19 protein-coding genes are annotated in these 18,262 nt (G+C 61.2%); 10 read left to right on the forward strand and 9 right to left on the reverse strand.

What is annotated here, in order from left to right; genetic code table 11:
- Positions 1-201: 201 nt before the first annotated feature.
- Positions 202-1,086, reverse strand: a complete 885-nt coding sequence (locus I6L33_RS09740) for a LysR family transcriptional regulator (RefSeq protein ID WP_017784043.1) — start codon at positions 1,084-1,086, stop codon at positions 202-204.
- 109 nt (positions 1,087-1,195) lie between these two features.
- Here I6L33_RS09740 and budA point away from each other — a divergent pair, with 109 nt between their 5' ends.
- Together budA and alsS are read left to right on the forward strand one after the other, a co-directional pair.
- Positions 1,196-1,975, forward strand: a complete 780-nt coding sequence (gene budA / locus I6L33_RS09745; protein WP_010634814.1) for an acetolactate decarboxylase — start codon at positions 1,196-1,198, stop codon at positions 1,973-1,975.
- A 27-nt stretch (positions 1,976-2,002) separates the two neighbouring features.
- Positions 2,003-3,673, forward strand: coding sequence for an acetolactate synthase AlsS (alsS, locus tag I6L33_RS09750; RefSeq protein WP_017764087.1), 1,671 nt, complete (start codon positions 2,003-2,005; stop codon positions 3,671-3,673).
- Between the two features lie 100 nt (positions 3,674-3,773).
- Here alsS and I6L33_RS09755 read toward each other — a convergent pair whose 3' ends face one another.
- Together I6L33_RS09755 and I6L33_RS09760 are read right to left on the reverse strand one after the other, a co-directional pair.
- Entirely contained in the window at positions 3,774-4,352 is a 579-nt protein-coding gene (locus tag I6L33_RS09755) for a DJ-1 family glyoxalase III (RefSeq protein ID WP_216973984.1), read from the reverse strand.
- Between the two features lie 32 nt (positions 4,353-4,384).
- Complete coding sequence (locus tag I6L33_RS09760) at positions 4,385-5,332, reverse strand: ketopantoate reductase family protein (protein WP_042009230.1); 948 nt, start codon at positions 5,330-5,332, stop codon at positions 4,385-4,387.
- Between the two features lie 357 nt (positions 5,333-5,689).
- On the opposite strand from I6L33_RS09760, the gene I6L33_RS09765 reads away from it, so the two are divergent.
- Entirely contained in the window at positions 5,690-6,172 is a 483-nt protein-coding gene (locus I6L33_RS09765; RefSeq protein WP_005303589.1) for a YajQ family cyclic di-GMP-binding protein, read from the forward strand.
- 102 nt (positions 6,173-6,274) lie between these two features.
- Here the strand turns inward: I6L33_RS09765 and I6L33_RS09770 are convergent, their stop codons facing one another.
- From I6L33_RS09770 to I6L33_RS09795, 6 genes are all read right to left on the reverse strand, one after another.
- A complete protein-coding gene (locus I6L33_RS09770) occupies positions 6,275-7,117 on the reverse strand; it encodes an outer membrane protein OmpK (protein ID WP_005303585.1) in 843 nt (280 codons plus the stop codon).
- A 156-nt stretch (positions 7,118-7,273) separates the two neighbouring features.
- Entirely contained in the window at positions 7,274-8,653 is a 1,380-nt protein-coding gene (locus tag I6L33_RS09775; protein ID WP_042049919.1) for an MFS transporter, read from the reverse strand.
- A gap of 87 nt (positions 8,654-8,740) precedes the next feature.
- Complete coding sequence (locus I6L33_RS09780) at positions 8,741-9,070, reverse strand: hypothetical protein (RefSeq protein ID WP_017764090.1); 330 nt, start codon at positions 9,068-9,070, stop codon at positions 8,741-8,743.
- Between the two features lie 116 nt (positions 9,071-9,186).
- Positions 9,187-9,738 carry a peptidylprolyl isomerase gene (locus tag I6L33_RS09785; RefSeq protein WP_216973985.1) on the reverse strand — a complete coding sequence of 184 codons (552 nt, stop codon included), beginning with the start codon at positions 9,736-9,738 and terminating at the stop codon, positions 9,187-9,189.
- A 15-nt stretch (positions 9,739-9,753) separates the two neighbouring features.
- Positions 9,754-10,326: a YajG family lipoprotein gene (locus tag I6L33_RS09790; protein ID WP_010634807.1), complete on the reverse strand. Its 573-nt coding sequence runs from the start codon at positions 10,324-10,326 to the stop codon at positions 9,754-9,756.
- A 29-nt stretch (positions 10,327-10,355) separates the two neighbouring features.
- Positions 10,356-11,498, reverse strand: coding sequence for a methyltransferase (locus tag I6L33_RS09795; protein ID WP_216973986.1), 1,143 nt, complete (start codon positions 11,496-11,498; stop codon positions 10,356-10,358).
- Between the two features lie 192 nt (positions 11,499-11,690).
- Between I6L33_RS09795 and I6L33_RS09800 the strand changes: the two genes are divergently transcribed.
- From I6L33_RS09800 to nqrF, 7 genes are all read left to right on the forward strand, one after another.
- Complete coding sequence (locus tag I6L33_RS09800) at positions 11,691-11,999, forward strand: BolA family transcriptional regulator (RefSeq protein ID WP_005303561.1); 309 nt, start codon at positions 11,691-11,693, stop codon at positions 11,997-11,999.
- Between the two features lie 441 nt (positions 12,000-12,440).
- Positions 12,441-13,784: a Na(+)-translocating NADH-quinone reductase subunit A gene (locus I6L33_RS09805; protein ID WP_005303554.1), complete on the forward strand. Its 1,344-nt coding sequence runs from the start codon at positions 12,441-12,443 to the stop codon at positions 13,782-13,784.
- Positions 13,785-13,787: 3 nt separating this feature from the next.
- Positions 13,788-15,017: an NADH:ubiquinone reductase (Na(+)-transporting) subunit B gene (locus I6L33_RS09810; protein ID WP_005303550.1), complete on the forward strand. Its 1,230-nt coding sequence runs from the start codon at positions 13,788-13,790 to the stop codon at positions 15,015-15,017.
- Positions 15,007-15,795 carry a Na(+)-translocating NADH-quinone reductase subunit C gene (locus tag I6L33_RS09815; protein WP_216973987.1) on the forward strand — a complete coding sequence of 263 codons (789 nt, stop codon included), beginning with the start codon at positions 15,007-15,009 and terminating at the stop codon, positions 15,793-15,795. Before I6L33_RS09810 ends, I6L33_RS09815 begins: the two co-directional genes overlap by 11 nt.
- A complete protein-coding gene (locus I6L33_RS09820; RefSeq protein ID WP_005303545.1) occupies positions 15,788-16,420 on the forward strand; it encodes an NADH:ubiquinone reductase (Na(+)-transporting) subunit D in 633 nt (210 codons plus the stop codon). The genes I6L33_RS09815 and I6L33_RS09820 overlap by 8 nt, the downstream gene beginning before the upstream one ends.
- Positions 16,421-16,423: 3 nt before the next feature.
- The gene (gene nqrE / locus I6L33_RS09825; protein ID WP_005303538.1) at positions 16,424-17,020 is read left to right on the forward strand and encodes an NADH:ubiquinone reductase (Na(+)-transporting) subunit E; all 597 of its coding nucleotides are present in this window, start codon (positions 16,424-16,426) and stop codon (positions 17,018-17,020) included.
- A gap of 17 nt (positions 17,021-17,037) precedes the next feature.
- The gene (nqrF, locus tag I6L33_RS09830; protein ID WP_011705064.1) at positions 17,038-18,261 is read left to right on the forward strand and encodes an NADH:ubiquinone reductase (Na(+)-transporting) subunit F; all 1,224 of its coding nucleotides are present in this window, start codon (positions 17,038-17,040) and stop codon (positions 18,259-18,261) included.
- Position 18,262: the final 1 nt, after the last annotated feature.

Consider the following 18,262-nt stretch of genomic DNA (forward strand, 5'->3'; position numbering starts at 1 on the left):
AGTTTGGGCGTATCTGACATTACGCTGGCTCTTCCCAAGGATCTGAGCAAGCAGATGGCACAGTGTCTGATTAACGACTCTGTTCATCTCAACCGGCGATAAAGGTGAGTTGAATTACTCAGCAGGCCAATATTTGTTCGCGAAATAATACGGTGCCAAAACCCCCATCAGCTTATGCCGATGGGGGTTTTTGTTTGTCTTTCAATGGTGGCCGGGGATCAGCCCAATCAGATGCTGCAGGCTTTTTTGACGGGGATGGCGGCGGGTGGCGAGACTGATGCGGGTGGTGAGCGGTTCGGCGGCGATGGGGTGATAGCTGACGCCGTGGGGGTGCAGCTCGCTGACCGAGCGCGGGATGATGGCGACCCCGAAACCCGCCTGCACCATGCCGACGGTAGAGATCACCTGCGGACTCTGGCTGCCGAGGCGGGGGCTGAAGCCGGCCCGCTGGCAGCGCTGGGTGATGGCGTCATGCAGCCCGGGCCCGAGCTCGCGGGGGAACAGGATGAAGGGATCCTGCGCCAGCGCCTCGATAGGAATGGCGCCACTGCCGGCCAGCGGGTGGTGCGGGGGGAGGGCGATCAGCATCTCCTCCTCGTCGATCAGGTGGTGGGCCAGCGCCGAGCTGCTGCTGCAGGGCAGGCGCAGAATGGCGGCATCCAGCTCCTCGCTCACTAGGTCGCGCACCAGGTTGGGCATGCTGTTCTCGATGGGGTGCAGGCTGACCTCCGGCCAGGCCTGGCGAAAGTCGTGGATGAGTTGCAACACGCTCGGGTGCAGCACGGTGGAACCGGCAAAGCCGAGGCGCAGCGAACCCAGCTGGCCGCGAGCGATGCGTCTGGCCTTCTGCATGGCCTGCTCGGTCTGCGCCAATATCCCCTTGGCATCCTGATAGAGGCTCAGCCCCGCCTCGGTCAGCTCCACACTGCGGGTCAGCCGGTGAAACAGCGGCGTGCCCACCTCCTGTTCGAATTTGCGGATCTGCTGGCTGAGCGGCGGCTGGGCCATGCCCAGCGCCTCGGCGGCGCGGGTGAAGCTCTGTTTGTCTGCCACGGCCACCAGGTAGCGCAGGTAACGGAATTCCATATCTGGTACGTCTCGAAGCTGATGGGTTTGGATATTGGTATCAAATTGTGATCTTGGTCACTATTGAATCCTGATTTGCCAACCTAACAGGATTGGAGGTGAAATCCAAATGGAAACCAATTCATCATGTGACTGCGCCATCGAGATCAGCCAGCAGTTTGCTCGCTGGCAGGCTCGCCAGGGGGGCGGCGAGGTCTACCAGAGCTCCCTGATGAGCGCCCTGCTGGCGGGGGTTTACGAGGGGGAGACCACCATGGCCGACCTGCTGCGCCACGGTGACTTCGGTCTCGGGACCTTCAACCGGCTCGACGGCGAGCTGATTGCGTTCGAGCGCCAGATCCACCAGCTCAAGGCTGACGGCTCGGCCCGCCCGGCCCGCGCCGAGCAGAAGACCCCGTTTGCGGTGATGACCCACTTTCGCCCCTGCCTGCAGCGCCGCTTCGATCATCCCCTGAGCCGCGAGGAGATCCACCAGTGGGTGGATCGGTTGGTGGGTACCGACAACGTCTTTGTCGCCTTTCGACTCGACGGCCTGTTCGAGCAGGCGCAGGTGCGCACAGTTCCCTGCCAGCATCCCCCCTACAAGCCCATGCTGGAGGCCATCGAGGCCCAGCCGCTGTTCTCGTTCAGCCAGCGGCGCGGCACCCTGGTGGGTTTTCGTTGCCCACCCTTCGTGCAGGGGATCAACGTGGCCGGCTATCACGAGCACTTCATCACCGAGGATCGCCGGGGCGGCGGCCACATCCTCGACTACGCCATGGGCCACGGCCAGCTGCAGCTGTCGGTGGTGCAACACCTCAACATCGAGCTGCCTCGCAATCCGGCCTTTCAACAGGCCGACCTCAATCCCGCCGATCTGGACCGCGCCATCCGCGCCGCCGAAGGCTGAGCCCTTCGCTTAACAAGGAGTGACATCATGGAAAATCAACACTGGGCCTGTGGGGCCGAACTGGTGGTGCGCCATCTGGAGGCGCAGGGGGTCAAGCAGGTATTCGGCATTCCCGGGGCCAAGATCGACAGGGTATTCGATGCGCTGGAGGACTCCCCCATCGAGACCATAGTGGTGCGTCACGAAGCGAATGCCGCCTTCATGGCCGCCGCGGTCGGCCGGCTGACCGGTAAGGCGGGGGTGGCGCTGGTGACCTCGGGGCCGGGTTGCGCCAACCTCATCACGGGGCTTGCCACCGCCACCTCGGAAGGGGATGCCATGGTGGCGCTGGGCGGTGCCGTGCGGCGGGCCGATGGCCTCAAGCTAACCCACCAGAGCCTGGATACCGTCAGCCTGTGCCGGCCGGTCACCAAGTTCAGCGCCCAGGTGGGCACCGGCTCCGCCCTCTCCGAGGTGATGGCCAACGCCTTTCGCAGCGCCGAGCTGGGGCGGCCCGGAGCGGCCTTCGTCAGCCTGCCGATGGACATCATCAACGAGCCGACCGACGGCGCCATCCTGGTGCCGAGCGCCATCCCGGAGCCGGGAGCAGCCGACGAGAGCGGCATCGATCGGGCGCTGAGTCTGCTGGCGCGGGCTCGCAAGCCGGTGGTATTGCTCGGCCTGCTGGCCAGCCGGCCGGAGAACTCCCTCGCGGTGCGCGCCTTCCTCGACAAGAGCCGGTTGCCGGTGACCGGCACCTATCAGGCGGCCGGGGTGGTGGATACCCACCATTTTGATGACTTCGCCGGACGGGTGGGGCTGTTCAACAACCAGCCGGGGGACAAGCTGCTACAGGATGCGGATCTGGTGATCTGCATCGGCTACAGCCCCATCGAATACGATCCCGTGTTGTGGAACGGCACCGGTGAGCGCCAGCTGCTGCACATCGATGCGCTGCCGGCGGAGATCGACAGCAGCTACTGCCCGGCGGTGGAGCTGGTGGGCTCCATCAGCGCCAACCTGGCGCGGCTGACCCGGATGCTGCATCAGCCGCTGGCGCGGGATCCGGCCATTACCGCGCTGCTCGGCGAGATCCGTGCCCAGCGCCATCAGCTGGCCGAACATGCCGGTCGGCTGGGGGGCACCCCCATCCATCCGCTGCGCATCGTCAAGGAGCTGCAGGACATCATCGGGCAGGACATGACCCTGTGTGTGGACATGGGCAGCTTCCACATCTGGATTGCCCGCTACCTCTACAGCTTCCGGGCCCGCCAGGTGCTCATCTCCAACGGTCAGCAGACCATGGGGGTGGCGCTGCCCTGGGCCATCGGGGCAGCCATGGTGCGCCCGGGGGAGAAGATCATCTCGGTGTCTGGCGATGGCAGCTTCATGCAGTCGAGCATGGAGCTGGAGACGGCGGTGCGGCTCAAGTCCAACATAGTGCACATCATCTGGGTCGATAACGGCTACAACATGGTGGCGATGCAGGAGGAGAAAAAGTACAGCCGCAGCTCAGGGGTGAGTTTTGGTCCCATCAACTTCAAGGCCTATGCCGAGTCGTTCGGGGCGGCCGGGTTTGCCGTCACCTGTGCCGAGGATCTGCGGGCGACCCTGCGCGCCGCCATGGCGGTGAGCGGGCCGGCGGTGGTGGCCATCCCGGTGGATTACAGCGACAACCACCTGCTGATGGAGCAGCTCAGGCCCGAAATGCTCAGTTGAGCCGGAGCTTAACCGGCAGACTGCTTGCAGTTCGCCTCAAAGCAGAGCGCCCCTTGCCAATTGGCAAGGGGCGCTCTGTCATTGCGAGAGGGCTATTTACTCAGGGCATGGGTGAGGAGGGGGGCAGCACCATGGGGCCGGCCACCGCACCGGCAGCCTCGTCACCGCGCAGCACCCGCACCAGCTCGAGGGCGAACTCGATGGCGGTGCCCGGCCCCTGGCTGGTGATGAGGTGATGAGCCTCATCGGTTACCACCCGCGCCGTACTGAGCTGCGCCGCGGGCAGGCGAGCCTGAAAACCGGGATGGCAGGTGGCGCGGGCCTCCCCCAGCAGATCGTGGTGCAGCAGCACCACGGCGGGGGCGGCGCAGATGGCTGCCCGCCAGCGCTGCGCTGCTGCCTGCTCTTTGAGCAGGGTGATGGCGCGCGGCGTATCGCGGATAACCTCGCTGCCGGGCAGGCCACCCGGCACCACTATGGCCTCGAACTCCTGATCCGCCAGCTCGTCGAGGTGGCAATCCGCCACCAGCTGTACCCCGCGGGAGGCCCTGATCTGGCGCTGCCCTGCCGGGCAGCAGGAGGCCAGCACCACCTCGATGGCCCCGCGTACCAGGGTATCGACGATGGCGACCGTCTCTATCTCTTCCGACCCGGGGGCCACCAGTACCAGTACGCTCATCCTTTGCTCCTTGCGTTGGCGAGCCCTCGGGCTCACTGCTTCTCTTTGATGGCCTGATAGAGACCCTGATTGACCGGTACCGCAATGCCGTGGCAGGCGGCCCGGGCCAGCAGGAAGCCGGTGATGGCCTCGATCTCGGTCTCGCGCCCCTGCTCCATGTCCTGATACATGGAAGAGTAATTGTCGGCGGTGAGCTCCACCACCGTCATGACCCGGCGCAGCAGCTCGTCGCTGCCGGTCGGTTGGCCTTCGGCCTGCATCACGTCCGCCACTTCCACGCAGATCTGCTGCAGGGCATCGGCAAAGCGCGGACCGGCCAGCTCGCCATTCTTGAGCTTGTAGAGCGCGGTGAGCGGGTTGATGGCGCAGTTGACCGCCAGCTTCTGCCACTGGCGCGCCTGGATCTGCTCATCCCAGCCGGCCTGGCCGAGGGCGGCCGCCAGCTCGTCCGCGAGAGCGGCATGGGCTCTGGCCGCCTCGTTGACCGGGCCGAGCCAGGTTTCGCCCTTGCCGGTGTGGCGGAACACAAAGTGACCGCTCTGCATGGCGCCGTGGCTGGTGACGCCGGCGATGACCGGATTGTGGGGGAACAGCGCGACCACCTGCTCGGCGATCCCCATGCCGTTGTGCAGCAGCACGATGGGCACGTCGGTCGCCAGCTGGCCCACCAGCGGGGTCAGCGCCTCGATGACCTGGCCGGCCTTGGTCATCACCAGCAACCGCTGGATCTGACCCGGCTGGTCGACGAAGCCGCGCTCGATGTTGATGAGCTGGGTGTTGCCCTCCAGCGAGGTGAAGTCGATGCCGGGGTGCAGGGTGGCGCGGTGGCGCTCGCGCAGCAAGACGCGGGTGGACTGGCCGCTTTGAGTCAACAGGGAGGCAAACACACCGCCCAGGGCGCCGCAGCCCAGCAGGGTCCATTGGGGGGAAGGGGTGTGTCGACTGTGTGTCAGGTTGTAATCGCGTGATCCGCTTGGCATGGAGAGACTCAATCAAGGTAGGGGCTGCATTCCAGTCAACCACCTGCCGGGGATAAGTGAAGATGTCGCCTGGCGGACACCTGGAACGGGTTCATGATCTTGCTGCTAGGTCGTGATCAAGGCTTGTACGAGGCTTGCGTATGTGAAACCGGAAGCCCATGTATTCAGATACAAGCGGGCTCCTGCGCAGCGATTTACCTTGCGGACGACCTCTCGCGACAGATACTGAACAGGTTCTAACGGGTCTCGCCATTCCTGTGCGCAGGGGATTCTAGCAGAGCAGTCCCATCGAAATCAGCAAATTTGCCGTAATTCTGGTAGATTTGCCCCCTTATAGCGCAACATGAGGAGCCCACTATGCCGTCATTCGATATTGTCTCTGAAGTCAAAATGAACGAGGTGTTGAACGCCGTCGACAACGCCAATCGTGAACTGGCGACCCGTTTCGATTTTCGTGGTGTTGAAGCCAGCTTCGAGTTGAACAAGGAAGAGGTCAAACTGGAGGCCGATGCCGATTTCCAGCTCAAGCAGATGGTCGAGATCCTGCGCGGTGCCCTGCTCAAGCGCAACATCGAGAACAGCTCCATGGACGTGGGTGACAGCGTTCACTCCGGCAAGCGCTTCCACCTGACCGTGAAGTTCAAGCAGGGGATCGACAAGGAAGTTGCCAAGAAGCTGGTGAAGCTGATCAAGGATTCCAAGATCAAGGTGCAGGCCGCCATTCAGGGCGACGAGGTGCGGGTCACCGGCAAGAAACGCGATGACCTGCAGGAGACCATGGCCTTGGTGCGTGGCGCCGAGCTGGGCCAGCCGATGCAGTTCCAGAATTTCCGCGACTGATGGATGGCCGGGGAGGGCGCGGCTCTCCCTGTTCGCTACCATCTGGCCATAAAAAAACCGGAGCAGCTGCTCCGGTTTTTTGTATCCCTGATACCCGTTCGATTAGAACTTGTAGGTAACGGAGAAGTAGTGGCTGAAGCCAGAGCTCTTCCACGGGGTACCGTCGTAGGCGGTGGAACCGTCTTTGGTGCCGTAGGCATCCATGAAGTACTTCAGGCCGTAACCGACGGCGTAGCGGTCGGAGTGCCAGTAGATACCGTGGAAGGTAGCCAGGTTGTCGCTGGTACGGTCAGCACGGTTGTGGGTGTCCAGGTCGAAGGCGTAGTCCAGGTAACCCTGATAGGAGACGAAGCTGCCGTTGCTGAAGGTGTAGAAAGGCTTGAACCAGTTCATGGCGAACCAGTAACCGTTCCACTCACCCTCTTCTTCGGTGAAGAACTGGTTTTCGGTGGCGTGACGAGCATACAGGTTCATGCCCACTTTGCCGAACCAAGGCACTTGTACATCAGCACCCAGACCGATCATGTTTTCCATCTGGTTGTCGCCGATGTTGTTCAGAGAGGCGATGTAAACCTCTTGCACCGGACCGAAGGAGAGATCTTTACCAGTCAGCGCATCCAGAGACATACGCGGCGCAAACTTCATGAACAGGTTCTGACCTTTGTGCTTGTCGCTGTGACGGGAGTCGAAGATATCGAAGACGTCGACGTAACCGTACAGGTCAAACAGGCCGGAGCGACCACCGAACTCCATTTCGAAGTAGGTGTCGTTGTAATCTTCAGCACCTGCAGTGAAAGGACGTTGGTCGATGGTGTGCATGACGTTGAACTGCATCCACTTGTAGTCGTTCTTGTGGATGTCACCGCTGTAGTCAGCAGCGAAAGCCGGGGTAGCGGCGGCAGCCAGCAGACCGGCACCGATCAGAGTCTTGGTAAATTTGGCCATTTTATTGGTCTCTTGTGCGTTAGTTGAGGTTTTCCGTAGCCTGCCCACAAGGAGCGGAAGGGATTCTAGCCAAATAAATTCACCGGATAAACCAGCACCAGGGAACTTTATTCGGAAGTGTGAATCTAATCACCCCCAATTTTACGCAAACGCTTGCTATTTGTCCGATTGCGGTAACAAGGCACTTCCTCGTTTGGCAACCAACACGATCAGGATCAGCACCGGAATGCCGAGCAGGCTGGTGCTGATGAAGAAGCTGCTGTAGCCGAACTGCTCGACGAAGCGGCCGGAAAAGCCCGCCAGCAGCTTGGGCAGCAGCAGCATCACCGAGCTGAACAGGGCGTACTGGGTGGCGGAGAAGGCCACGTTGGTCAGGCTCGACAGATAGGTGACGAAGGCGGCCGTGGCGATGCCTGCGCTGAGGTTGTCCAGCGAGATGATCAGGGTCAGCAGCTCGAGGTTGTGGCCCACTTCATTGAGCAGGGCAAACAGCAGATTGGTGCTGGCGGTGAGCAGGGCGCCGAGGAACAGGATGCGCAGGGTGCCAAAACGCATCACCAGCACGCCGCCGAGGGCGGCCCCCACCAGCGTCATGATAACCCCATACACCTTGGTGATGGTGGCCACCTCGGTCTTGCTGAACTGCATGTCCACATAGAAGCTGTTGGACATCACCCCCATCACCACGTCCGAGATGCGATAGCAGGCGATGAGCCCGAGGATCAGCAGGGCGGAGCCGCCGTAACGGCGAAAGAAATCGGCGAACGGACACCAGATGGCCTCGTAGCTCCAGGCACCGAGACCGGCCAACCCAGCCGGCCAGCCGCGGGCGAGCAGCAGGGTCTTGCGGGCCGCCTGTTGTTCATTCTGGGCGGCAAGATCAATGACGGGTTCGTGGCAGAACAGGGTGGTGATGACGCCGAGGGACATCAGCCCCGCCATCAGCAGATAGGTGAGCTGCCAGCCGCGATAGTCGTAGCCGTCGTTGCTGCCGAGCCAGGCGGCCAGCGCCAGTGCGCCGGCCCCGGCCATGATCATCGCCAGCCGGTAACCAGTCATGTAGGAGGCCGCCATGGCAGCCTGCAGCCGCTCGGGGGCCGACTCGATGCGATAGGCATCGATGACGATGTCCTGGGTGGCGGAGGCGAAGGCCACCAGCAGGGCAAACAGGGCCAGCTGGGCGAGCTGGGTCTTGGGATCGCAGAAGGCCATGCCCACCAGCGAGGCGGCGATCAGCAACTGGGAGAAGAGCATCCAGCTGCGGCGCCGGCCCAGCCAGCGGGAGAGCAGTGGCAGCGGGAGCCGATCCACCAGCGGTGACCACAACCATTTGAAGCCATAGGCCAGCGCTACCCAGCTCATGTAGCCGATGTCGGTCAGGCTGACATCCGCTTCGCGCAGCCAGAACGAGAGGGTGCCGAACACCAGCAGCAGCGGCAGGCCGGAAGAGAACCCCATGGCAAACAGGATGAGAACCCGAGTCTCAAGGTAGACGGCGAGCGACGCGCGCCAGCTCGGTGTACGGACAGTGTTCAAATACCTGACTCCTCTGGGAAAATTGCGCCATTTTGTCAGGTTCGGGTTGGATAGCCAAGGCAAGCCGGGCAGGGGAGGGCACTATATTCAGGGGCGCAGGCCGATGCAGTGGCGCGGCAGCGGCCCGTCCGTGGTCAGGAAATTGGCGCACTCCATCAGCTGCAGGCGCAACCAGACGTCGGCGATGATCTGCTGTTCATCCCATTGATGCAGGCTGTGCAGCAGGTGCCAGAATACCCCCTCCTGCTCGGAGGCCGGGGTCTTGTCGGCGGGGACATGGGGCAGATCCTGCCAGTGGGACAACAGCTGCCAGCTCAGATCTTCCAGCTGCTGATAAGGGATTTCTCGTGCCAGAAAGTGACGAACCGTCTGGGCCAGGGGGATGGCGTGCTGGGCGATGTAGTCGTTGCAAGTCACCGGAACCTCCTTCTCCTCTCGTGGGCCTGGCCCCGCATATCGGGGCAAGGCCAGAGTATAGAAAGGGGCGCCGGCGACCCGGACCGCGGGGATGACGGATTGTGATCCGCTCCGCGTTATTTGTCCGCCAGCAGGACCATCTTCTTCAGGATGATGGGGCTGGTGGGCACGTCGTTGGCACGCAGGATGGGGCTGTAACCGGTCTGCACCTGGGCCAGCTTGTCCAGTACCTCCATGCCCTGCACCACCTGGCCGAACACGGTGTAACCGGCGCCGGCATTGGCGTTGAGGTTGTTGTTGTCGACCAGGTTGAAGTAGAACTGGCGGGTGGCGCTGTCGACCGCCTGGGTGCGGGCCATGGCGATGCTGCCGCGCTTGTTGGGCAGGCCGCCCTTGGACTCGTTGACCACGGGGTCAAAGGTGGGCAGTTGCTGGAACTGCTGATTGTAGCCGCCCCCCTGCACCACGAAGTCCTGGATCACCCGGTGGAAGATGCTGCCGTCATAGCTGCCATCGGCCACGTAGCGCAGGAAGTTCTTCACCGTCTGCGGCGCCTGCTTGGAGGCCAGCTCCACCACTATGTTGCCGTGGTTGGTCTCCATCCTGACCTTGGGGCCGGCGAACGCCAGCGGGGCGATCAGCATGGCCAGTAACCAGAGTTTTTTCATCTATTCGCTCCTTGTTCAGCTCGGCTGACCCTTGAGATAACCGCGCAGGGCTGTGTCAGCCATGATCTGCTGCAGTACGCTGCCTAGCTGCTGGTTCAGGGTGGACTCCAGTTCGGCCATGCTCGGCTCGCCCGGGCCTTCCTTGCTGGAGGACATGTTGAACTGCTTGGTCAGCTTGCTGCCCTGGAAGTCGGCGATCACCTGCAGGCTGACGCGGGACTTGGTGACATAGGTGAAGGTCTTCTCTTCTACCGTGACCGCGGCAGTGGAGATGGCCAGAGTCAGGTTGGTGGTGCCGCTGTTGCCTACTTCCAGGCCCTGGCTGCGCAGCCCTTCGGCGAGCTTCTCCGCCAGCAGGCTGTTGAGGGGCTGGCTGCTGTTGACCAGTACCGCAGCCTTCTCTTTTTTCTTGATGGAGAAGACGTAGGCGGCTTCACGCTTGTCCACCCCTTCCAGGGTGATGCGGTTGCCCGAGTAGTACTGCTGGTTGGAAGGGATCACCTGTGGATTGAGCAGGGCGCTCTCCGGCCAGTGAGTCGCACAACCACCCAGCATCAGAGCGGCCAGCAGCAAGAGTGACTTTTTCATCATGGGTTTCCTTTCGCGTTTGATGGCGTTTAACGTTTGATGGCTTTCAAAATAACGAATTTGCTGTTCGACGCAACGACTTGTGCGTTGGCGAACAGGCGCTTGAGCTTGTTGTGATAGTCCAGATGGCGGTTGCCCACTATCCAGAGTTCCCCCCCTTTGGGCAACACCCGGTGGGCGTCGCTGAACATCTGCCAGGCGATGTGGTCTGTGATGGCCTGCAACTGGTGGAACGGCGGGTTGCAGAGGATCCGATCCGCCGAACCGGCAGGCACGCCGTCGAGACAGTTGTTGACCATAAAGTGGGCGCGGGGCAGGGCCGCCGGCAGATTGTGCTCGACGTTGAGCCGGGCCGAGGCGACCGCCATGCGGGACTCGTCGACGAAGGTGACCTCCACCTCGCTGTCACGCGCCAGCAGGGAGAGCCCCAGCACGCCGTTGCCGCAGCCCAGATCGATCACCTTGCGGGCGCTGTGGATCGGCAGATTGTCCAGCATGAAGCGGGCGCCGATATCCAGGCTGGTGCGCGAGAACACGTTGGCGTGGTTGTGGATGAGCAGGTCGGTGCCCTCCAGTGGCCAGACCGTGGGGAAGGGGTTGGCCAGCGCGGGACGCTCGGCGGGCGCTGCGGCCGGGTTGCAGTGAATGAGGCGCGCCTTCTTCCAGGCGAGTGAGGTGCGGGTCGGCCCCAGGTATTTCTCAAACAGCGCCAGGGTGGAGGTGTGGATGTCCTTGGCCTTGCCGGCGGCGATGACGCGGGTGGCAGGGGTAACGACCCCGCGCAGGGCCAGCAGTTGCTGCTCCAGCAGCGCCTGATACTTGGAGACCTTGATCACCACCAGTGCAGGGGCATCGGGCAGGGGAGCCAGCGCATCCTGCAGGCGGATGGCCGCGGGATCCAGGCCGTTCTCTGCCAGGTTGGCCAGGGTAGCCCGCTCGCTGATGTGGGAGTCGGTGACGCAGACAGGGGTATGAGGGTGCAGATAGGCGGCCAACGCGCCGAAGCCGTCGTTCATGATGATGACGGGGCCATCCTGCTCGAGGGGCTCCTCGGCCAGGGTGTTGATCAGATACTCGTCGGCGGCATCCCAGGCCTGCAAGGGATCCTGCTGCTGACGTGGATAGCGATACAGGGTCAGGCGACAGTGGGCCGTGTCGAGAAGGGTTTGCATAGGCGAATTGTCCAGCTGAGTCATGTAACGGGCCCCGGTGGGGCGCAAAGTGGCGCTATTCTAGCGGGGGCGGAGAATTTCACCAGCCCGGCAGGGCTGCAAGCGGGATTTTCCCGCACCGCCCGATTTCGTCATCCGGCCAACCCTGGCTACAATGGCCGGACATCCATTTTGGGAGTTTTGCTCGTGACCATGCAACAACAGATCGAGGCCAAGCTGGCCGCCGCCTTGTCCCCCAGCCACCTGGAAGTGATCAACGAGAGCTACATGCACAGGGTGGCGCCGGGCTCGGAGAGCCACTTCAAGGTGGTGGTGGTGAGCCAGGCGTTTGAAGGACAGCGCCTGCTGGGGCGTCATCGTCAGGTCAATGCGGTGCTGGCCGACGAGCTGGCGGGGGCCATTCATGCATTGGCGCTGCATACCTATACCGAGCAGGAGTGGCAACAACGGGAGCAGGCACCGAGCACCCCCAGCTGCGTCAGCAAAAACGGACTCTCTTAAGACTATTGACGAATTGATTACTCAATCTTCGACCAGTTAACAATTTCAAAACCTGTTTCGGCGACGTTTCGTACTCATGAGGGGAACGTCGCCTTCCCACCGCGCCATCAAGATTTCTAATCCTTTTTCGAACATAAAAATTATTACCCATTTTGGGGTAATGGTGGCTAACTCGAGGCCGCGCCTGAGGTTTCACGAGAAAAAGCGACGCGATTAAATTGCGATGATTTTGTGATAGAGCGGGGATTTTCCCCATTTTGCATGGCAGGAAACTTGCCATAGGTGGTAAACTCAGGCGCTTTTGAATGACTCTGTATGTTGCTGATTTGTTTATTTCTTCGACATCTTGCCGCAACATCAACGGGCTCATTCAACAACTCGTCGTGATGTATTTCTCGGCGCTAACCAACCTGTCTTCCCTTAACGGTAGTGCAAGTGAGTATGATTACAATTAAAAGAGGACTGGACATCCCCGTGCTGGGTGCTCCGGAGCAAGTAATCTACGATGGCCCGGCCATCACCCGTGTTGCTACACTCGGCGAAGAGTTCGTGGGGATGCGTCCTACTATGTTTGTCAAAGTAGGTGATCGCGTCATTAAAGGTCAGGAGCTCTTCGAAGATAAGAAGAATCCCGGCGTTAAATTCACGGCCCCCGCCACCGGTGTGGTTTCAGAGATCAACCGTGGTGCCAAGCGCATTCTGCAATCCGTTGTCATCGATATCGATGGGTCCGACGAGCAGGTGACCTTCGAGCATTTTGCCTGTGCCGAGCTGCCTAAGCTCGAACGCAGCAAGGTGCAGGAGATCCTGGTCGCGTCCGGCCAATGGACTGCGTTGCGTACCCGCCCGTTCAGCAAGGTGCCAGCCGTGGGTTCCACCCCGCGTGCCATCTTCGTCACCGCCATGGACACCAACCCGCTGGCCGCCGACGCGGAGCTGATCATCAAGGAACAGTCCCAGGCGTTCCTCGACGGTCTGGCCGTGCTGACCCGCCTGACCGATGGTTCCGTCTATGTCTGCAAGGGCGAAGGCAGCCTGCCGCACGCTTCCCTGGCGCAAGTCAAGGAAGAGGTGTTCGTCGGTCCGCACCCTGCCGGCCTGCCCGGTACCCACATCCACTTCCTGGACCCTGTCGGTGCCAAGAAAGTGCAGTGGCACATCAACTATCAGGACGTGATCGCCTACGGCAAGCTGTTCACCACCGGTCAGATCCATACTGACAAGGTGATCGCCCTGGCCGGCCCGAACGTCATCAAGCCGCGTCTGCTGCGTACTCGCATGGGTGCCTGCATCAGCCAGCTCACCAACAACGAGCTGCGTGCGGACGAGAATCGCGTCATTTCCGGTTCCCTGCTGAGCGGTGCCAAGGCTGAAGGGGTCCATGACTACCTGGGTCGCTACCACAATCAGGTCAGCGTGCTGGGTGAAGGTCGCGAGAAAGAGTTCCTGGGTTGGGTCAATCCCAGCGCCAGCAAGTTCTCCATCACCCGTACCACCCTCTCTCACCTGGTGAAGGGCAAGCTCATCAACTTCACTACCACCACCAACGGTAGTGACCGCTCCATGGTGCCTATCGGCAACTATGAGCGCGTGATGCCGCTCGACATCCTGCCGACCCTGCTGCTGCGGGATCTGGTCTCCGGCGATACCGACAATGCGCAAGCGCTCGGCTGCCTGGAGCTGGATGAGGAAGATCTGGCGCTCTGTACCTTCGTCTGCCCCGGCAAGACCGAGTACGGCCCGATCTTGCGTGAGTGCCTGACCAAGATTGAACTGGAAGGTTAAGCGATGAGTTTCAAGCAACTTCTTGAAAATATGGAACATCACTTCGAGCCGGGTGGCAAGTACGCCAAGTACTATGCCCTGTTCGAAGCGGCGTACACCCTGTTTTATACCCCGGGTTCCGTGACCCGCAATGCCGCCCACGTCCGTGATGCGATCGATCTGAAGCGCATGATGATCATGGTGTGGCTGGCCGTGTTCCCGGCCATGTTCTGGGGCATGTACAACGTCGGCAACCAGTCCATCGCCGCGATTGCCCATCTGGGCACGGCCGCCGGTGCCGGCAGCTGGCAATATGCCCTGGCTACCCTGCTGGGTGCCTCCCTGGATCCGGCGGTGGCCGGCGTCGGCAGCAAGATGCTGATCGGTGCGGCCCACTTCTTCCCGATCTACATCACCGTCTTTATCGTCGGTGGTTTCTGGGAAGTGCTGTTCGCCATGGTGCGCAAGCACGAGATCAACGAAGGCTTCTTCGTGACCTCCATCCTGTTCGCGCTGATCGTGCCGCCCGAGCTGCCCCTGTGGCAAGCTGCCCTGGGTATCACCTTCGGTGTGGTGCTGGCCAAGGAAGTGTTCGGTGGTACCGGCAAAAACTTCCTGAACCCGGCGCTGGCGGGTCGTGCCTTCCTGTTCTTCGCCTACCCGGGTCAAATCTCCGGTGATGCGGTCTGGGTTGCCGTCGACGGCTACTCGGGCGCAACCGCGCTGAGCCAGTGGGCCCAGGGCGGCCAGATGGCGCTGATCAACGGTGCCACCGGCCAGAGCATCAGCTGGATGGACGCTTTCCTTGGCAACCTGCCCGGTTCCATCGGTGAAGTTTCCACCCTGATGATCCTGCTGGGTGCGGCCATGATCGTCTACATGCGCATCGCCTCCTGGCGCATCATCGCCGGCGTGATGATCGGCATGGTAGCTACCTCCCTGCTGTTCAACGTCATCGGTTCCGACACCAACCCCATGTTCAACATGCCGTGGCACTGGCACCTGGTGCTGGGTGGTTTCGCCTTCGGTATGGCCTTCATGGCGACCGACCCCGTCTCCGCTGCCTTCACCAACAAGGGCAAGTGGTGGTACGGCGCCCTGATCGGCGTGATGGTGGTGCTGATCCGGGTCGTGAACCCCGCCTTCCCGGAAGGCATGATGCTGGCCATTCTGTTTGCCAACCTGTTTGCCCCCTTGTTTGACCATTTCGTGGCACAGGCGAACATCAAGCGGAGGATCGCTCGTGGCGTTTAATAAAGACTCTACTACCGGCACTCTCGCCGTAGTGACCGGTCTGTGTCTGGTCTGCTCCATCGTGGTCTCCGTGGCTGCCGTGGGTCTGCGTCCGGCCCAGCTGGAAAACAAGGCGCTGGACAAGCAAAGCAACATCCTGTCCGTCGCCGGCGTCGACATCAGCGCCGTGGCCAAGCGTGACCTGGCCAAGCTGTATGGCGACAAGATTGAAGCGCGTCTGGTGGATCTGGCCACCGGTGAATTCGTTGACGGCGATGCCGACAACTTCGACACCAAGGTCGCCGCCAAGGATCCTGCCCAGAACATTCGCCTGGCTCCGGCCGACGACAAGGCCGGCCTGCGTCAGATCTCCAAGCTGGTCCCGGTGTTCTTCGCCAAAGATGCCGAAGGCAAGGTCGACAACATCATCCTGCCGATCTACGGCCAGGGTCTGTGGTCTACCATGTATGCGTTCGTAGCGGTCGCGGCCGATGGTCAGACCATCAAGGGCATCACCTACTATGACCACGGTGAAACCCCGGGTCTGGGTGGCGAGATCGAGAACCCGGCCTGGCGCGAACTGTTCGTCGGCAAGAAGCTGTTCGACCAGAACGGTCAGCCTGCGCTGCGGGTGATCAAGGGCCATGCTCCGGCTGGTTCCGAGCATGAAATCGACGGCCTGTCTGGTGCAACCCTGACTGGTAATGGTGTACAGCACACCTTCGACTTCTGGATGGGCCCCAAGGGCTTCGGTCCCTTCCTGGCCAAGGTACGTGCAGGAGAAATCAACAATGGCTGACAAGAGCGAAATGAAAAAGTTGCTGTTGACGCCTGTGCTCGGCAACAACCCCATCGCACTGCAGGTGCTGGGTGTCTGTTCCGCGCTGGCCGTTACCAGCCAGATGAAGACGGCGTTCGTGATGACGCTGGCCGTTACCGCGGTCACCGCCTTCTCCAACCTGTTCATCTCTCTGATCCGCAACCAGATCCCGAACAGCGTGCGGATCATCGCCCAGATGGCGGTGATTGCCTCGCTGGTTATCGTGGTTGACCAGGTGCTCAAGGCGTATGCCTACGACATCTCCAAGCAGCTGTCGGTGTTCGTCGGCCTCATCATCACCAACTGTATCGTGATGGGTCGTGCCGAAGCCTACGCCATGAAGAGTGCCCCGCTGCCCTCCTTCCTGGACGGTATCGGCAACGGTCTGGGTTATGGCGCCGTGCTGCTGACCGTGGCCACCGTGCGCGAGATCCTGGGTTCCGGCACCTGGTTCGGCATCGAGCTGCTGCCGCTGGTGAACAATGGTGGCTGGTATGTGCCCAACGGCCTGCTGCTGCTGCCGCCGAGTGCGTTCTTCATCATTGGTCTGATCATCTGGGGCGTGCGCACCAAGGATCCCAAGCAGGTGGAGGCGAAGGATTAAGGTATGGAACACTATATCAGTCTGTTGATTCGCTCGATCTTCATCGAGAACCTGGCGCTCTCCTTCTTCCTGGGGATGTGTACTTTCCTGGCGGTGTCCAAGAAGGTCAAGACCGCCATGGGTCTGGGGATTGCCGTTATCGTGGTTCAAACCGTTGCCGTCCCGGCCAACAACCTGATCTACAACTACGTGCTCAAAGACGGTGCCCTGGTATCCGGTCTGGATCTGAGCTTCCTGAGCTTCATCACCTTCATCGGGGTGATCGCGGCCCTGGTGCAGATCCTGGAGATGGCGCTGGACAAGTACTTCCCGGCCCTCTACAACGCCCTCGGTATCTTCCTGCCGCTCATCACCGTGAACTGCGCCATCTTCGGCGGCGTCTCCTTCATGGTGCAGCGTGACTACAACTTCGTTGAGTCCGTGGTCTATGGCGTGGGTTCGGGTGCAGGCTGGATGCTGGCTATCGTCGCGATGGCAGGGATCCGCGAGAAGATGAAATATTCCGATGTTCCGGAAGGCCTGCGTGGCCTTGGCATCACCTTCATCACCGCGGGTCTGATGGCGCTGGGCTTCATGTCCTTCTCTGGTATTTCCCTGTAATCGGAAAGGAAATATAGATGGAAATTATTCTGGGTGTGGTCATGTTCACCGTGATCCTGCTGGCCTTGGTGGCAGTCATTCTGTTCGCCAAGTCCAAGCTGGTGACCGCCGGTGACGTGACAATCAGCATCAACGGCGACCCGGCCAAGGCTGTGACCAGCCCGGCGGGTGGCAAGCTGCTTGGCGTGCTCGCCGGCAGTGGTATCTTCGTCTCCTCCGCCTGTGGCGGCGGTGGCTCCTGTGGTCAGTGCAAGGTGCGTGTGAAATCCGGCGGCGGCGACATCCTGCCGACCGAGCTGGATCACATCAGCAAGGGCGAAGCCCGTCATGGCGAGCGTCTGGCCTGCCAGGTCACCGTGCGCTCCGACATGGACATCGAGCTGCCGGAAGAGATCTTCGGCGTGAAGAAGTGGGACTGTACCGTCATCTCCAATGACAACAAGGCCACCTTCATCAAGGAGCTCAAGCTGCAGATCCCCGATGGCGAGAGCGTGCCGTTCCGCGCCGGTGGTTATATCCAGATCGAAGCGCCTGCCCACCACGTGCAGTACAAGAACTTCGATATTCCCGAGGAGTATCGTGGCGACTGGGATCGCTTCAAGATCTTCGAGCTGGAGTCCAAGGTCAACGAGCCGATCATCCGTGCCTACTCCATGGCGAACTATCCGGAAGAGTTCGGCATCATCATGCTGAACGTGCGGATCGCGACTCCGCCGCCCAGCAACTGGACTGCCCCTCCCGGCCAGATGTCCTCCTACATCTTCAGCCTGAAGGCGGGCGACAAGGTGACCATCTCTGGTCCGTTCGGTGAGTTCTTCGCCAAGGACACCGACGCGGAAATGGTGTTCATCGGTGGTGGTGCCGGTATGGCGCCGATGCGTTCCCACATCTTCGATCAGCTGCGCCGTCTGAAGACCAAGCGCAAGATGAGCTTCTGGTACGGTGCCCGTTCCAAGCGCGAGATGTTCTATGTCGAAGACTTCGACATGCTGCAGGCCGAGAACGACAACTTCCAGTGGCACGTGGCCCTGTCTGATCCGCAACCGGAAGACAACTGGGACGGCTACACCGGCTTCATCCACAACGTGCTGTTCGAGAACTATCTCAAGAACCACGAGGCGCCGGAAGATTGCGAGTTCTACATGTGCGGTCCTCCCGTGATGAACGCTGCCGTCATCAACATGCTGAAAAACCTCGGCGTTGAAGACGAGAACATCCTGCTGGATGACTTTGGTGGTTAAT

The sequence above is a fragment of the Aeromonas sp. FDAARGOS 1403 genome (assembly GCF_019047325.1).
Classification (GTDB): domain Bacteria; phylum Pseudomonadota; class Gammaproteobacteria; order Enterobacterales; family Aeromonadaceae; genus Aeromonas; species Aeromonas dhakensis.

Coding starts and splice junctions, on each gene's coding strand:
- I6L33_RS09790 (WP_010634807.1), bottom strand. CDS start 10,326: ATGAAAAAGTCACTCTTGCTGCTGGCCGCTCTGATGCTGGGTGGTTGT.
- I6L33_RS09795 (WP_216973986.1), bottom strand. CDS start 11,498: ATGCAAACCCTTCTCGACACGGCCCACTGTCGCCTGACCCTGTATCGC.
- alsS (WP_017764087.1), top strand. CDS start 2,003: ATGGAAAATCAACACTGGGCCTGTGGGGCCGAACTGGTGGTGCGCCAT.
- I6L33_RS09770 (WP_005303585.1), bottom strand. CDS start 7,117: ATGGCCAAATTTACCAAGACTCTGATCGGTGCCGGTCTGCTGGCTGCC.
- I6L33_RS09760 (WP_042009230.1), bottom strand. CDS start 5,332: ATGCCAAGCGGATCACGCGATTACAACCTGACACACAGTCGACACACC.
- I6L33_RS09785 (WP_216973985.1), bottom strand. CDS start 9,738: ATGAAAAAACTCTGGTTACTGGCCATGCTGATCGCCCCGCTGGCGTTC.
- I6L33_RS09820 (WP_005303545.1), top strand. CDS start 15,788: ATGGCTGACAAGAGCGAAATGAAAAAGTTGCTGTTGACGCCTGTGCTC.
- nqrF (WP_011705064.1), top strand. CDS start 17,038: ATGGAAATTATTCTGGGTGTGGTCATGTTCACCGTGATCCTGCTGGCC.
- budA (WP_010634814.1), top strand. CDS start 1,196: ATGGAAACCAATTCATCATGTGACTGCGCCATCGAGATCAGCCAGCAG.
- I6L33_RS09740 (WP_017784043.1), bottom strand. CDS start 1,086: ATGGAATTCCGTTACCTGCGCTACCTGGTGGCCGTGGCAGACAAACAG.
- I6L33_RS09765 (WP_005303589.1), top strand. CDS start 5,690: ATGCCGTCATTCGATATTGTCTCTGAAGTCAAAATGAACGAGGTGTTG.
- I6L33_RS09755 (WP_216973984.1), bottom strand. CDS start 4,352: ATGAGCGTACTGGTACTGGTGGCCCCCGGGTCGGAAGAGATAGAGACG.
- I6L33_RS09805 (WP_005303554.1), top strand. CDS start 12,441: ATGATTACAATTAAAAGAGGACTGGACATCCCCGTGCTGGGTGCTCCG.
- I6L33_RS09810 (WP_005303550.1), top strand. CDS start 13,788: ATGAGTTTCAAGCAACTTCTTGAAAATATGGAACATCACTTCGAGCCG.
- nqrE (WP_005303538.1), top strand. CDS start 16,424: ATGGAACACTATATCAGTCTGTTGATTCGCTCGATCTTCATCGAGAAC.
- I6L33_RS09800 (WP_005303561.1), top strand. CDS start 11,691: ATGCAACAACAGATCGAGGCCAAGCTGGCCGCCGCCTTGTCCCCCAGC.